The 15,624-nt window shown below is 51.4% G+C and carries 13 tRNA genes and 9 rRNA genes (1 of these 22 cut by a window edge); all 22 read left to right on the forward strand.

Annotation, left to right across the window (positions count from 1 at the left end):
• Positions 1–1,275, forward strand: a 23S ribosomal RNA gene (locus JRC48_RS10175) (it extends 1,616 nt beyond the left edge of the window).
• A 51-nt stretch (positions 1,276–1,326) separates the two neighbouring features.
• Positions 1,327–1,435, forward strand: a 5S ribosomal RNA gene (rrf, locus tag JRC48_RS10180).
• A 9-nt stretch (positions 1,436–1,444) separates the two neighbouring features.
• Positions 1,445–1,521 (forward strand) — tRNA-Asn (locus JRC48_RS10185).
• A gap of 15 nt (positions 1,522–1,536) precedes the next feature.
• Positions 1,537–1,613: transfer RNA gene (locus JRC48_RS10190), tRNA-Glu, on the forward strand.
• Positions 1,614–1,619: 6 nt separating this feature from the next.
• A tRNA-Val gene (locus JRC48_RS10195) sits at positions 1,620–1,695 on the forward strand.
• Between the two features lie 13 nt (positions 1,696–1,708).
• A tRNA-Thr gene (locus tag JRC48_RS10200) sits at positions 1,709–1,784 on the forward strand.
• Positions 1,785–1,787: 3 nt separating this feature from the next.
• A tRNA-Tyr gene (locus JRC48_RS10205) sits at positions 1,788–1,872 on the forward strand.
• A gap of 9 nt (positions 1,873–1,881) precedes the next feature.
• Positions 1,882–1,956, forward strand: a tRNA-Gln gene (locus tag JRC48_RS10210).
• Positions 1,957–1,961: 5 nt separating this feature from the next.
• A tRNA-Lys gene (locus tag JRC48_RS10215) sits at positions 1,962–2,037 on the forward strand.
• Positions 2,038–2,078: 41 nt separating this feature from the next.
• Positions 2,079–2,167: transfer RNA gene (locus tag JRC48_RS10220), tRNA-Leu, on the forward strand.
• A 9-nt stretch (positions 2,168–2,176) separates the two neighbouring features.
• Positions 2,177–2,253 (forward strand) — tRNA-Arg (locus JRC48_RS10225).
• A gap of 5 nt (positions 2,254–2,258) precedes the next feature.
• A tRNA-Pro gene (locus JRC48_RS10230) sits at positions 2,259–2,335 on the forward strand.
• 17 nt (positions 2,336–2,352) lie between these two features.
• Positions 2,353–2,428: transfer RNA gene (locus JRC48_RS10235), tRNA-Ala, on the forward strand.
• A gap of 64 nt (positions 2,429–2,492) precedes the next feature.
• A 23S ribosomal RNA gene (locus JRC48_RS10240) occupies positions 2,493–5,383 on the forward strand.
• A 51-nt stretch (positions 5,384–5,434) separates the two neighbouring features.
• Positions 5,435–5,543 (forward strand): 5S ribosomal RNA (rrf, locus tag JRC48_RS10245).
• Between the two features lie 16 nt (positions 5,544–5,559).
• Positions 5,560–5,633, forward strand: a tRNA-Gly gene (locus JRC48_RS10250).
• 337 nt (positions 5,634–5,970) lie between these two features.
• Positions 5,971–7,487: ribosomal RNA gene (locus JRC48_RS10255) — 16S ribosomal RNA — on the forward strand.
• A gap of 108 nt (positions 7,488–7,595) precedes the next feature.
• Positions 7,596–10,486: ribosomal RNA gene (locus JRC48_RS10260) — 23S ribosomal RNA — on the forward strand.
• Between the two features lie 51 nt (positions 10,487–10,537).
• Positions 10,538–10,646 (forward strand): 5S ribosomal RNA (gene rrf / locus JRC48_RS10265).
• Positions 10,647–10,662: 16 nt separating this feature from the next.
• A tRNA-Gly gene (locus JRC48_RS10270) sits at positions 10,663–10,736 on the forward strand.
• A 337-nt stretch (positions 10,737–11,073) separates the two neighbouring features.
• Positions 11,074–12,590, forward strand: a 16S ribosomal RNA gene (locus JRC48_RS10275).
• Positions 12,591–12,698: 108 nt separating this feature from the next.
• Positions 12,699–15,589, forward strand: a 23S ribosomal RNA gene (locus tag JRC48_RS10280).
• The 16S, 23S and 5S rRNA genes sit together here with 13 tRNA genes alongside, the layout of an rRNA operon.
• The last annotated feature ends 35 nt before the right edge of the window (positions 15,590–15,624 follow it).

The following is a 15,624-nucleotide window of genomic DNA, read 5'->3' on the forward strand; positions in this document are numbered from 1 at the left end:
AGTGCCCGTACCGATAACCGACACAGGTAGGCGAGGAGAGAATCCTAAGATGAGCGAGAGAACTCTTGTTAAGGAACTCGGCAAAATGACCCCGTAACTTCGGGAGAAGGGGTGCTTGTGAAAGCAAGCCGCAGTGAATAGGCCCAGGCGACTGTTTATCAAAAACACAGGTCTCTGCTAAACCGCAAGGTGATGTATAGGGGCTGACGCCTGCCCGGTGCTGGAAGGTTAAGAGGAGAGGTTAGCGCAAGCGAAGCTTTGAATTGAAGCCCCAGTAAACGGCGGCCGTAACTATAACGGTCCTAAGGTAGCGAAATTCCTTGTCGGGTAAGTTCCGACCCGCACGAAAGGCGTAACGATCTGGGCGCTGTCTCAACAAGAGACTCGGTGAAATCATAGTACCTGTGAAGATGCAGGTTACCCGCGACAGGACGGAAAGACCCCGTGGAGCTTTACTGTAGCTTGATATTGAGCACTGGTGGCACATGTACAGGATAGGTAGGAGACGAAGAAACCAGGACGCCAGTCTTGGTGGAGTCGCTGTTGGGATACTACCCTTGTGTTACTGGGGTTCTAACCCGTGGCCCTCATCGGGTCAGGGAACAGTGTCAGGTGGGCAGTTTGACTGGGGCGGTCGCCTCCCAAAGAGTAACGGAGGCGCCCAAAGGTTCCCTCAGAATGGTTGGAAATCATTCGAAGAGTGTAAAGGCAGAAGGGAGCTTGACTGCGAGACCTACAAGTCGAGCAGGGACGAAAGTCGGGCTTAGTGATCCGGCGGTACCGAATGGAAGGGCCGTCGCTCAACGGATAAAAGCTACCCCGGGGATAACAGGCTGATCTCCCCCAAGAGTTCACATCGACGGGGAGGTTTGGCACCTCGATGTCGGCTCATCGCATCCTGGGGCTGTAGTCGGTCCCAAGGGTTGGGCTGTTCGCCCATTAAAGCGGTACGCGAGCTGGGTTCAGAACGTCGTGAGACAGTTCGGTCCCTATCCGTCGTGGGCGTAGGAAATTTGAGAGGAGCTGTCCTTAGTACGAGAGGACCGGGATGGACACACCGCTGGTGTACCAGTTGTTCTGCCAGGAGCATCGCTGGGTAGCTACGTGTGGACGGGATAAACGCTGAAAGCATCTAAGCGTGAAGCCCCCCTCAAGATGAGATTTCCCATTCGAAAGAAGTAAGATCCCTTGAAGACGACGAGGTGGATAGGTCAGGAGTGGAAGTGTGGTGACACATGGAGCGGACTGATACTAATCGATCGAGGACTTAACCAACGAAACTGAAGAAGATATCTAGTTTTGGAAGATTAACGAATCTTTCAGAGGTCTAGTGATGATGGCAAGGAGGGCACACCTGTTCCCATACCGAACACAGCAGTTAAGCTCCTTAGCGCCGAGGGTAGTACGCAAGTGCGAGAGTAGGACGTCGCTGGGCCGAATAAATGCCTCAATAGCTCAGTTGGTTAGAGCACTTGACTGTTAATCAAGGGGTCCTAGGTTCGAGTCCTAGTTGGGGCGCCATTAAATAAACTTAATGGCCCGTTGGTGAAGCGGTTTAACACACATGCCTTTCACGCATGCATACACGGGTTCGAATCCCGTACGGGTCACCATTAAGTGGAGGATTAGCTCAGCTGGGAGAGCATCTGCCTTACAAGCAGAGGGTCGGCGGTTCGAGCCCGTCATCCTCCACCATAATTAAATAACAGCCGGAATAGCTCAATTGGTAGAGCAACTGACTTGTAATCAGTAGGTTGCGGGTTCAAGTCCTGCTTCCGGCACCAGTTGGTGGGGTAGCGAAGTGGCTAAACGCGGCGGACTGTAAATCCGCTCTCTCCGAGTTCGGCGGTTCGAATCCGTCCCCCACCACCACTTAAATGATGGGCTATAGCCAAGCGGTAAGGCAACGGACTTTGACTCCGTCATGCGCTGGTTCGAATCCAGCTAGCCCAGCCAATGATGTCCTGCTAGCTCAGTTGGTAGAGCATCTGACTTTTAATCAGAGGGTCAGAGGTTCGAGTCCTCTGCAGGACACCATTTTTATGAAAAGATAAGGTGCGTGCCTTGAAATAAAAAATGCCTGGGTGGCGGAACTGGTAGACGCACAGGACTTAAAATCCTGCGGGTGGTGACACCCGTGCCGGTTCGATTCCGGCCCTAGGCACCAACTTAAAAAGCGCCCATAGCTCAATTGGATAGAGCGTTTGACTACGGATCAAAAGGTTAGGGGTTCGACTCCTCTTGGGCGCGCCATAAAACGGGAAGTGGCTCAGCTTGGTAGAGCACCTGGTTTGGGACCAGGGGGTCGCAGGTTCGAATCCTGTCTTCCCGACCATTAAAAAAAATACCCAAGGGGACTTAGCTCAGCTGGGAGAGCGCCTGCCTTGCACGCAGGAGGTCAGGGGTTCGATCCCCCTAGTCTCCACCAAAAACCTTGATCTTTGAAAACTAGATATCTTCATTCAGAAGAAACAATCAATAGATTTAAAATAGGTTAAGTGAATAAGGGCGCACGGAGGATGCCTTGGCACTAGGAGTCGACGAAGGACGCGACAAACGGCGAAACGCCTCGGGGAGCTGTAAGTGAGCATTGATCCGGGGATATCCGAATGGGGAAACCCGCTAGTGGTGATACGCTAGCACCATCTGGTGAATACATAGCCAGATTGGAGACAGACCCAGGGAACTGAAACATCTAAGTACCTGGAGGAAAAGAAAGAAAGATCGATTCCCGTAGTAGCGGCGAGCGAAGTGGGAAGAGCCCAAACCGGACTTGTCCGGGGTTGTAGGACCTTCAGAATTGACAAATCATGATAGCCGAATGGTCTGGGAAGGCCAACCGTAGGGGGTGAGAGTCCCGTAGGTGAAATTGTGAAATGCATGGAAGGAATCCTGAGTACGGCGGGACACGTGGAATCCCGTCGGAATCAACGAGGACCATCTCGTAAGGCTAAATACTACCTAGTGACCGATAGTGAACCAGTACCGTGAGGGAAAGGTGAAAAGAACCCCGGAAGGGGAGTGAAAGAGAACCTGAAACCGTGTGCCTACAACTAGTCAGAGCCCGTTCATGGGTGATGGCGTGCCTTTTGTAGAATGAACCGGCGAGTTACGATATCGTGCGAGGTTAAGCAGAAGATGCGGAGCCGTAGCGAAAGCGAGTCTGAATAGGGCGATGAGTACGATGTTGTAGACCCGAAACCGTGTGAGCTAGCCATGAGCAGGCTGAAGGTCAGGTAACACTGACTGGAGGGCCGAACCAGGGCACGTTGAAAAGTGCTTGGATGACTTGTGGCTAGGGGTGAAATTCCAATCGAACACGGATATAGCTGGTTCTCTCCGAAATAGCTTTAGGGCTAGCCTCGATGTTAAGTCTACTGGAGGTAGAGCACTGAATGGGTGATGGCCCCACCTCGGGGTACTGATCTCAATCAAACTCCGAATGCCAGATAGATATCATCGGGAGTCAGACTGTGGGTGATAAGGTCCATGGTCAAAAGGGAAAGAGCCCAGACCGCCAGCTAAGGCCCCCAAGTGTCCGTTAAGTGGAAAAGGATGTGGAGATGCACAGACAACTAGGAGGTTGGCTTAGAAGCAGCCATCCTTTAAAGAGTGCGTAATAGCTCACTAGTCGAGTGACTCTGCGCCGAAAATGTACCGGGGCTAAACGGACCGCCGAAGCTGCGGATTGACTTTAGAGTCAGTGGTAGGAGAGCGTTCTAACAGCGGAGAAGCAGTACCGGAAGGAGCTGTGGAGCGGTTAGAAGTGAGAATGCCGGTGTGAGTAGCGAAAGATAGGTGAGAATCCTATCCATCGAAAGCCTAAGGTTTCCAGGGGAAGGCTCGTCCGCCCTGGGTAAGTCGGGACCTAAGGTGAGGCCGAAAGGCGTAGCCGATGGACAACAGGTTGATATTCCTGTACCACTTATTAAACTGATGGAGTGACGGAGAAGGCTAAGTTGAGCGTGTGAATGGATTCACGTGTAAGCAGTGAGGTGGTCATGTAGGCAAATCCGCATGGCATAACATTGAGCTGTGATGCCGAAGCCAATAGGCGAAGTCAACTGACGTCACGCTTCCAAGAAAAGCTTCTAGGGTTAATTTAGTAAGTGCCCGTACCGATAACCGACACAGGTAGGCGAGGAGAGAATCCTAAGATGAGCGAGAGAACTCTTGTTAAGGAACTCGGCAAAATGACCCCGTAACTTCGGGAGAAGGGGTGCTTGTGAAAGCAAGCCGCAGTGAATAGGCCCAGGCGACTGTTTATCAAAAACACAGGTCTCTGCTAAACCGCAAGGTGATGTATAGGGGCTGACGCCTGCCCGGTGCTGGAAGGTTAAGAGGAGAGGTTAGCGCAAGCGAAGCTTTGAATTGAAGCCCCAGTAAACGGCGGCCGTAACTATAACGGTCCTAAGGTAGCGAAATTCCTTGTCGGGTAAGTTCCGACCCGCACGAAAGGCGTAACGATCTGGGCGCTGTCTCAACAAGAGACTCGGTGAAATCATAGTACCTGTGAAGATGCAGGTTACCCGCGACAGGACGGAAAGACCCCGTGGAGCTTTACTGTAGCTTGATATTGAGCACTGGTGGCACATGTACAGGATAGGTAGGAGACGAAGAAACCAGGACGCCAGTCTTGGTGGAGTCGCTGTTGGGATACTACCCTTGTGTTACTGGGGTTCTAACCCGTGGCCCTCATCGGGTCAGGGAACAGTGTCAGGTGGGCAGTTTGACTGGGGCGGTCGCCTCCCAAAGAGTAACGGAGGCGCCCAAAGGTTCCCTCAGAATGGTTGGAAATCATTCGAAGAGTGTAAAGGCAGAAGGGAGCTTGACTGCGAGACCTACAAGTCGAGCAGGGACGAAAGTCGGGCTTAGTGATCCGGCGGTACCGAATGGAAGGGCCGTCGCTCAACGGATAAAAGCTACCCCGGGGATAACAGGCTGATCTCCCCCAAGAGTTCACATCGACGGGGAGGTTTGGCACCTCGATGTCGGCTCATCGCATCCTGGGGCTGTAGTCGGTCCCAAGGGTTGGGCTGTTCGCCCATTAAAGCGGTACGCGAGCTGGGTTCAGAACGTCGTGAGACAGTTCGGTCCCTATCCGTCGTGGGCGTAGGAAATTTGAGAGGAGCTGTCCTTAGTACGAGAGGACCGGGATGGACACACCGCTGGTGTACCAGTTGTTCTGCCAGGAGCATCGCTGGGTAGCTACGTGTGGACGGGATAAACGCTGAAAGCATCTAAGCGTGAAGCCCCCCTCAAGATGAGATTTCCCATTCGAAAGAAGTAAGATCCCTTGAAGACGACGAGGTGGATAGGTCAGGAGTGGAAGTGTGGTGACACATGGAGCGGACTGATACTAATCGATCGAGGACTTAACCAACGAAACTGAAGAAGATATCTAGTTTTGGAAGATTAACGAATCTTTCAGAGGTCTAGTGATGATGGCAAGGAGGGCACACCTGTTCCCATACCGAACACAGCAGTTAAGCTCCTTAGCGCCGAGGGTAGTACGCAAGTGCGAGAGTAGGACGTCGCTGGGCCTTTCATTAAATACCTGCGGGTGTAGTTTAATGGTAGAACTTCAGCCTTCCAAGCTGACTGTGAGAGTTCGATTCTCTTCACCCGCTCCAATTGATGATGATGCACCGCAAGGGTGCTTTTTTTGTTTGTTTGAGTTGAGAGTCTAACCAACGATTCATTTAGCGACAGAAATGATAAAATTTCAAAAAAATCATTTGACAGCATTCGACAATCATGGTAAGATAATAAAGTCGTCGGAACGGACAGACAAAAATAAAAACAAAAAAGTTTAAAAAAGTGTTTGACAGAAAAAGTGAGACATGATAAACTAATAAAGTCGCCAAAACAAGGTGATGAGAAGTTCTTTGAAAACTAAACAGAACGTCAAGAAACATTTACTTTTAAGATAAAGTTTCGAACAGAAGCTTAGGATAAAAACAAACATTTAATATGGAGAGTTTGATCCTGGCTCAGGATGAACGCTGGCGGCGTGCCTAATACATGCAAGTCGAGCGAACCACTTCGGTGGTGAGCGGCGAACGGGTGAGTAACACGTAGGTCATCTGCCCATCAGACGGGGACAACGATTGGAAACGATCGCTAATACCGGATAGGACGAAAGTTTAAAGGTGCTCCTGGCACCGCTGATGGATGAGCCTGCGGCGCATTAGCTAGTTGGTAGGGTAACGGCCTACCAAGGCGACGATGCGTAGCCGACCTGAGAGGGTGAACGGCCACACTGGGACTGAGACACGGCCCAGACTCCTACGGGAGGCAGCAGTAGGGAATCTTCGGCAATGGGCGAAAGCCTGACCGAGCAACGCCGCGTGAATGATGAAGGCCTTCGGGTTGTAAAATTCTGTTATAAGGGAAGAACGACTTTAGTAGGAAATGGCTAGAGTGTGACGGTACCTTATGAGAAAGCCACGGCTAACTACGTGCCAGCAGCCGCGGTAATACGTAGGTGGCGAGCGTTATCCGGAATTATTGGGCGTAAAGAGCGCGCAGGTGGTTGATTAAGTCTGATGTGAAAGCCCACGGCTTAACCGTGGAGGGTCATTGGAAACTGGTCAACTTGAGTGCAGAAGAGGGAAGTGGAATTCCATGTGTAGCGGTGAAATGCGTAGAGATATGGAGGAACACCAGTGGCGAAGGCGGCTTCCTGGTCTGTAACTGACACTGAGGCGCGAAAGCGTGGGGAGCAAACAGGATTAGATACCCTGGTAGTCCACGCCGTAAACGATGAGTGCTAAGTGTTGGGGGTCGAACCTCAGTGCTGAAGTTAACGCATTAAGCACTCCGCCTGGGGAGTACGGTCGCAAGACTGAAACTCAAAGGAATTGACGGGGACCCGCACAAGCGGTGGAGCATGTGGTTTAATTCGAAGCAACGCGAAGAACCTTACCAGGTCTTGACATACCGTTGACCGTCCTAGAGATAGGATTTTCCCTTCGGGGACAATGGATACAGGTGGTGCATGGTTGTCGTCAGCTCGTGTCGTGAGATGTTGGGTTAAGTCCCGCAACGAGCGCAACCCCTGTCGTTAGTTGCCAGCATTCAGTTGGGGACTCTAACGAGACTGCCAGTGACAAACTGGAGGAAGGTGGGGATGACGTCAAATCATCATGCCCCTTATGACCTGGGCTACACACGTGCTACAATGGTTGGTACAAAGAGAAGCGAAGCGGTGACGTGGAGCAAACCTCATAAAGCCAATCTCAGTTCGGATTGTAGGCTGCAACTCGCCTACATGAAGTTGGAATCGCTAGTAATCGCGAATCAGAATGTCGCGGTGAATACGTTCCCGGGTCTTGTACACACCGCCCGTCACACCACGAGAGTTTACAACACCCGAAGTCAGTGGCCTAACCGCAAGGAGGGAGCTGCCTAAGGTGGGGTAGATGATTGGGGTGAAGTCGTAACAAGGTATCCCTACCGGAAGGTGGGGATGGATCACCTCCTTTCTATGGAGAAAGCGACGTTCTGTTTAGTTTTGGAAGAATTTCTTCCAAGGTTGATCTTTGAAAACTAGATATCTTCATTCAGAAGAAACAATCAATAGATTTAAAATAGGTTAAGTGAATAAGGGCGCACGGAGGATGCCTTGGCACTAGGAGTCGACGAAGGACGCGACAAACGGCGAAACGCCTCGGGGAGCTGTAAGTGAGCATTGATCCGGGGATATCCGAATGGGGAAACCCGCTAGTGGTGATACGCTAGCACCATCTGGTGAATACATAGCCAGATTGGAGACAGACCCAGGGAACTGAAACATCTAAGTACCTGGAGGAAAAGAAAGAAAGATCGATTCCCGTAGTAGCGGCGAGCGAAGTGGGAAGAGCCCAAACCGGACTTGTCCGGGGTTGTAGGACCTTCAGAATTGACAAATCATGATAGCCGAATGGTCTGGGAAGGCCAACCGTAGGGGGTGAGAGTCCCGTAGGTGAAATTGTGAAATGCATGGAAGGAATCCTGAGTACGGCGGGACACGTGGAATCCCGTCGGAATCAACGAGGACCATCTCGTAAGGCTAAATACTACCTAGTGACCGATAGTGAACCAGTACCGTGAGGGAAAGGTGAAAAGAACCCCGGAAGGGGAGTGAAAGAGAACCTGAAACCGTGTGCCTACAACTAGTCAGAGCCCGTTCATGGGTGATGGCGTGCCTTTTGTAGAATGAACCGGCGAGTTACGATATCGTGCGAGGTTAAGCAGAAGATGCGGAGCCGTAGCGAAAGCGAGTCTGAATAGGGCGATGAGTACGATGTTGTAGACCCGAAACCGTGTGAGCTAGCCATGAGCAGGCTGAAGGTCAGGTAACACTGACTGGAGGGCCGAACCAGGGCACGTTGAAAAGTGCTTGGATGACTTGTGGCTAGGGGTGAAATTCCAATCGAACACGGATATAGCTGGTTCTCTCCGAAATAGCTTTAGGGCTAGCCTCGATGTTAAGTCTACTGGAGGTAGAGCACTGAATGGGTGATGGCCCCACCTCGGGGTACTGATCTCAATCAAACTCCGAATGCCAGATAGATATCATCGGGAGTCAGACTGTGGGTGATAAGGTCCATGGTCAAAAGGGAAAGAGCCCAGACCGCCAGCTAAGGCCCCCAAGTGTCCGTTAAGTGGAAAAGGATGTGGAGATGCACAGACAACTAGGAGGTTGGCTTAGAAGCAGCCATCCTTTAAAGAGTGCGTAATAGCTCACTAGTCGAGTGACTCTGCGCCGAAAATGTACCGGGGCTAAACGGACCGCCGAAGCTGCGGATTGACTTTAGAGTCAGTGGTAGGAGAGCGTTCTAACAGCGGAGAAGCAGTACCGGAAGGAGCTGTGGAGCGGTTAGAAGTGAGAATGCCGGTGTGAGTAGCGAAAGATAGGTGAGAATCCTATCCATCGAAAGCCTAAGGTTTCCAGGGGAAGGCTCGTCCGCCCTGGGTAAGTCGGGACCTAAGGTGAGGCCGAAAGGCGTAGCCGATGGACAACAGGTTGATATTCCTGTACCACTTATTAAACTGATGGAGTGACGGAGAAGGCTAAGTTGAGCGTGTGAATGGATTCACGTGTAAGCAGTGAGGTGGTCATGTAGGCAAATCCGCATGGCATAACATTGAGCTGTGATGCCGAAGCCAATAGGCGAAGTCAACTGACGTCACGCTTCCAAGAAAAGCTTCTAGGGTTAATTTAGTAAGTGCCCGTACCGATAACCGACACAGGTAGGCGAGGAGAGAATCCTAAGATGAGCGAGAGAACTCTTGTTAAGGAACTCGGCAAAATGACCCCGTAACTTCGGGAGAAGGGGTGCTTGTGAAAGCAAGCCGCAGTGAATAGGCCCAGGCGACTGTTTATCAAAAACACAGGTCTCTGCTAAACCGCAAGGTGATGTATAGGGGCTGACGCCTGCCCGGTGCTGGAAGGTTAAGAGGAGAGGTTAGCGCAAGCGAAGCTTTGAATTGAAGCCCCAGTAAACGGCGGCCGTAACTATAACGGTCCTAAGGTAGCGAAATTCCTTGTCGGGTAAGTTCCGACCCGCACGAAAGGCGTAACGATCTGGGCGCTGTCTCAACAAGAGACTCGGTGAAATCATAGTACCTGTGAAGATGCAGGTTACCCGCGACAGGACGGAAAGACCCCGTGGAGCTTTACTGTAGCTTGATATTGAGCACTGGTGGCACATGTACAGGATAGGTAGGAGACGAAGAAACCAGGACGCCAGTCTTGGTGGAGTCGCTGTTGGGATACTACCCTTGTGTTACTGGGGTTCTAACCCGTGGCCCTCATCGGGTCAGGGAACAGTGTCAGGTGGGCAGTTTGACTGGGGCGGTCGCCTCCCAAAGAGTAACGGAGGCGCCCAAAGGTTCCCTCAGAATGGTTGGAAATCATTCGAAGAGTGTAAAGGCAGAAGGGAGCTTGACTGCGAGACCTACAAGTCGAGCAGGGACGAAAGTCGGGCTTAGTGATCCGGCGGTACCGAATGGAAGGGCCGTCGCTCAACGGATAAAAGCTACCCCGGGGATAACAGGCTGATCTCCCCCAAGAGTTCACATCGACGGGGAGGTTTGGCACCTCGATGTCGGCTCATCGCATCCTGGGGCTGTAGTCGGTCCCAAGGGTTGGGCTGTTCGCCCATTAAAGCGGTACGCGAGCTGGGTTCAGAACGTCGTGAGACAGTTCGGTCCCTATCCGTCGTGGGCGTAGGAAATTTGAGAGGAGCTGTCCTTAGTACGAGAGGACCGGGATGGACACACCGCTGGTGTACCAGTTGTTCTGCCAGGAGCATCGCTGGGTAGCTACGTGTGGACGGGATAAACGCTGAAAGCATCTAAGCGTGAAGCCCCCCTCAAGATGAGATTTCCCATTCGAAAGAAGTAAGATCCCTTGAAGACGACGAGGTGGATAGGTCAGGAGTGGAAGTGTGGTGACACATGGAGCGGACTGATACTAATCGATCGAGGACTTAACCAACGAAACTGAAGAAGATATCTAGTTTTGGAAGATTAACGAATCTTTCAGAGGTCTAGTGATGATGGCAAGGAGGGCACACCTGTTCCCATACCGAACACAGCAGTTAAGCTCCTTAGCGCCGAGGGTAGTACGCAAGTGCGAGAGTAGGACGTCGCTGGGCCTTTCATTAAATACCTGCGGGTGTAGTTTAATGGTAGAACTTCAGCCTTCCAAGCTGACTGTGAGAGTTCGATTCTCTTCACCCGCTCCAATTGATGATGATGCACCGCAAGGGTGCTTTTTTTGTTTGTTTGAGTTGAGAGTCTAACCAACGATTCATTTAGCGACAGAAATGATAAAATTTCAAAAAAATCATTTGACAGCATTCGACAATCATGGTAAGATAATAAAGTCGTCGGAACGGACAGACAAAAATAAAAACAAAAAAGTTTAAAAAAGTGTTTGACAGAAAAAGTGAGACATGATAAACTAATAAAGTCGCCAAAACAAGGTGATGAGAAGTTCTTTGAAAACTAAACAGAACGTCAAGAAACATTTACTTTTAAGATAAAGTTTCGAACAGAAGCTTAGGATAAAAACAAACATTTAATATGGAGAGTTTGATCCTGGCTCAGGATGAACGCTGGCGGCGTGCCTAATACATGCAAGTCGAGCGAACCACTTCGGTGGTGAGCGGCGAACGGGTGAGTAACACGTAGGTCATCTGCCCATCAGACGGGGACAACGATTGGAAACGATCGCTAATACCGGATAGGACGAAAGTTTAAAGGTGCTCCTGGCACCGCTGATGGATGAGCCTGCGGCGCATTAGCTAGTTGGTAGGGTAACGGCCTACCAAGGCGACGATGCGTAGCCGACCTGAGAGGGTGAACGGCCACACTGGGACTGAGACACGGCCCAGACTCCTACGGGAGGCAGCAGTAGGGAATCTTCGGCAATGGGCGAAAGCCTGACCGAGCAACGCCGCGTGAATGATGAAGGCCTTCGGGTTGTAAAATTCTGTTATAAGGGAAGAACGACTTTAGTAGGAAATGGCTAGAGTGTGACGGTACCTTATGAGAAAGCCACGGCTAACTACGTGCCAGCAGCCGCGGTAATACGTAGGTGGCGAGCGTTATCCGGAATTATTGGGCGTAAAGAGCGCGCAGGTGGTTGATTAAGTCTGATGTGAAAGCCCACGGCTTAACCGTGGAGGGTCATTGGAAACTGGTCAACTTGAGTGCAGAAGAGGGAAGTGGAATTCCATGTGTAGCGGTGAAATGCGTAGAGATATGGAGGAACACCAGTGGCGAAGGCGGCTTCCTGGTCTGTAACTGACACTGAGGCGCGAAAGCGTGGGGAGCAAACAGGATTAGATACCCTGGTAGTCCACGCCGTAAACGATGAGTGCTAAGTGTTGGGGGTCGAACCTCAGTGCTGAAGTTAACGCATTAAGCACTCCGCCTGGGGAGTACGGTCGCAAGACTGAAACTCAAAGGAATTGACGGGGACCCGCACAAGCGGTGGAGCATGTGGTTTAATTCGAAGCAACGCGAAGAACCTTACCAGGTCTTGACATACCGTTGACCGTCCTAGAGATAGGATTTTCCCTTCGGGGACAATGGATACAGGTGGTGCATGGTTGTCGTCAGCTCGTGTCGTGAGATGTTGGGTTAAGTCCCGCAACGAGCGCAACCCCTGTCGTTAGTTGCCAGCATTCAGTTGGGGACTCTAACGAGACTGCCAGTGACAAACTGGAGGAAGGTGGGGATGACGTCAAATCATCATGCCCCTTATGACCTGGGCTACACACGTGCTACAATGGTTGGTACAAAGAGAAGCGAAGCGGTGACGTGGAGCAAACCTCATAAAGCCAATCTCAGTTCGGATTGTAGGCTGCAACTCGCCTACATGAAGTTGGAATCGCTAGTAATCGCGAATCAGAATGTCGCGGTGAATACGTTCCCGGGTCTTGTACACACCGCCCGTCACACCACGAGAGTTTACAACACCCGAAGTCAGTGGCCTAACCGCAAGGAGGGAGCTGCCTAAGGTGGGGTAGATGATTGGGGTGAAGTCGTAACAAGGTATCCCTACCGGAAGGTGGGGATGGATCACCTCCTTTCTATGGAGAAAGCGACGTTCTGTTTAGTTTTGGAAGAATTTCTTCCAAGGTTGATCTTTGAAAACTAGATATCTTCATTCAGAAGAAACAATCAATAGATTTAAAATAGGTTAAGTGAATAAGGGCGCACGGAGGATGCCTTGGCACTAGGAGTCGACGAAGGACGCGACAAACGGCGAAACGCCTCGGGGAGCTGTAAGTGAGCATTGATCCGGGGATATCCGAATGGGGAAACCCGCTAGTGGTGATACGCTAGCACCATCTGGTGAATACATAGCCAGATTGGAGACAGACCCAGGGAACTGAAACATCTAAGTACCTGGAGGAAAAGAAAGAAAGATCGATTCCCGTAGTAGCGGCGAGCGAAGTGGGAAGAGCCCAAACCGGACTTGTCCGGGGTTGTAGGACCTTCAGAATTGACAAATCATGATAGCCGAATGGTCTGGGAAGGCCAACCGTAGGGGGTGAGAGTCCCGTAGGTGAAATTGTGAAATGCATGGAAGGAATCCTGAGTACGGCGGGACACGTGGAATCCCGTCGGAATCAACGAGGACCATCTCGTAAGGCTAAATACTACCTAGTGACCGATAGTGAACCAGTACCGTGAGGGAAAGGTGAAAAGAACCCCGGAAGGGGAGTGAAAGAGAACCTGAAACCGTGTGCCTACAACTAGTCAGAGCCCGTTCATGGGTGATGGCGTGCCTTTTGTAGAATGAACCGGCGAGTTACGATATCGTGCGAGGTTAAGCAGAAGATGCGGAGCCGTAGCGAAAGCGAGTCTGAATAGGGCGATGAGTACGATGTTGTAGACCCGAAACCGTGTGAGCTAGCCATGAGCAGGCTGAAGGTCAGGTAACACTGACTGGAGGGCCGAACCAGGGCACGTTGAAAAGTGCTTGGATGACTTGTGGCTAGGGGTGAAATTCCAATCGAACACGGATATAGCTGGTTCTCTCCGAAATAGCTTTAGGGCTAGCCTCGATGTTAAGTCTACTGGAGGTAGAGCACTGAATGGGTGATGGCCCCACCTCGGGGTACTGATCTCAATCAAACTCCGAATGCCAGATAGATATCATCGGGAGTCAGACTGTGGGTGATAAGGTCCATGGTCAAAAGGGAAAGAGCCCAGACCGCCAGCTAAGGCCCCCAAGTGTCCGTTAAGTGGAAAAGGATGTGGAGATGCACAGACAACTAGGAGGTTGGCTTAGAAGCAGCCATCCTTTAAAGAGTGCGTAATAGCTCACTAGTCGAGTGACTCTGCGCCGAAAATGTACCGGGGCTAAACGGACCGCCGAAGCTGCGGATTGACTTTAGAGTCAGTGGTAGGAGAGCGTTCTAACAGCGGAGAAGCAGTACCGGAAGGAGCTGTGGAGCGGTTAGAAGTGAGAATGCCGGTGTGAGTAGCGAAAGATAGGTGAGAATCCTATCCATCGAAAGCCTAAGGTTTCCAGGGGAAGGCTCGTCCGCCCTGGGTAAGTCGGGACCTAAGGTGAGGCCGAAAGGCGTAGCCGATGGACAACAGGTTGATATTCCTGTACCACTTATTAAACTGATGGAGTGACGGAGAAGGCTAAGTTGAGCGTGTGAATGGATTCACGTGTAAGCAGTGAGGTGGTCATGTAGGCAAATCCGCATGGCATAACATTGAGCTGTGATGCCGAAGCCAATAGGCGAAGTCAACTGACGTCACGCTTCCAAGAAAAGCTTCTAGGGTTAATTTAGTAAGTGCCCGTACCGATAACCGACACAGGTAGGCGAGGAGAGAATCCTAAGATGAGCGAGAGAACTCTTGTTAAGGAACTCGGCAAAATGACCCCGTAACTTCGGGAGAAGGGGTGCTTGTGAAAGCAAGCCGCAGTGAATAGGCCCAGGCGACTGTTTATCAAAAACACAGGTCTCTGCTAAACCGCAAGGTGATGTATAGGGGCTGACGCCTGCCCGGTGCTGGAAGGTTAAGAGGAGAGGTTAGCGCAAGCGAAGCTTTGAATTGAAGCCCCAGTAAACGGCGGCCGTAACTATAACGGTCCTAAGGTAGCGAAATTCCTTGTCGGGTAAGTTCCGACCCGCACGAAAGGCGTAACGATCTGGGCGCTGTCTCAACAAGAGACTCGGTGAAATCATAGTACCTGTGAAGATGCAGGTTACCCGCGACAGGACGGAAAGACCCCGTGGAGCTTTACTGTAGCTTGATATTGAGCACTGGTGGCACATGTACAGGATAGGTAGGAGACGAAGAAACCAGGACGCCAGTCTTGGTGGAGTCGCTGTTGGGATACTACCCTTGTGTTACTGGGGTTCTAACCCGTGGCCCTCATCGGGTCAGGGAACAGTGTCAGGTGGGCAGTTTGACTGGGGCGGTCGCCTCCCAAAGAGTAACGGAGGCGCCCAAAGGTTCCCTCAGAATGGTTGGAAATCATTCGAAGAGTGTAAAGGCAGAAGGGAGCTTGACTGCGAGACCTACAAGTCGAGCAGGGACGAAAGTCGGGCTTAGTGATCCGGCGGTACCGAATGGAAGGGCCGTCGCTCAACGGATAAAAGCTACCCCGGGGATAACAGGCTGATCTCCCCCAAGAGTTCACATCGACGGGGAGGTTTGGCACCTCGATGTCGGCTCATCGCATCCTGGGGCTGTAGTCGGTCCCAAGGGTTGGGCTGTTCGCCCATTAAAGCGGTACGCGAGCTGGGTTCAGAACGTCGTGAGACAGTTCGGTCCCTATCCGTCGTGGGCGTAGGAAATTTGAGAGGAGCTGTCCTTAGTACGAGAGGACCGGGATGGACACACCGCTGGTGTACCAGTTGTTCTGCCAGGAGCATCGCTGGGTAGCTACGTGTGGACGGGATAAACGCTGAAAGCATCTAAGCGTGAAGCCCCCCTCAAGATGAGATTTCCCATTCGAAAGAAGTAAGATCCCTTGAAGACGACGAGGTGGATAGGTCAGGAGTGGAAGTGTGGTGACACATGGAGCGGACTGATACTAATCGATCGAGGACTTAACCAACGAAACTGAAGAAGATATCTAGTTTTGGAAGATTA

This window comes from Turicibacter sp. TJ11 (assembly GCF_021497505.1).
Lineage (GTDB): Bacteria > Bacillota_I > Bacilli_A > MOL361 > Turicibacteraceae > Turicibacter.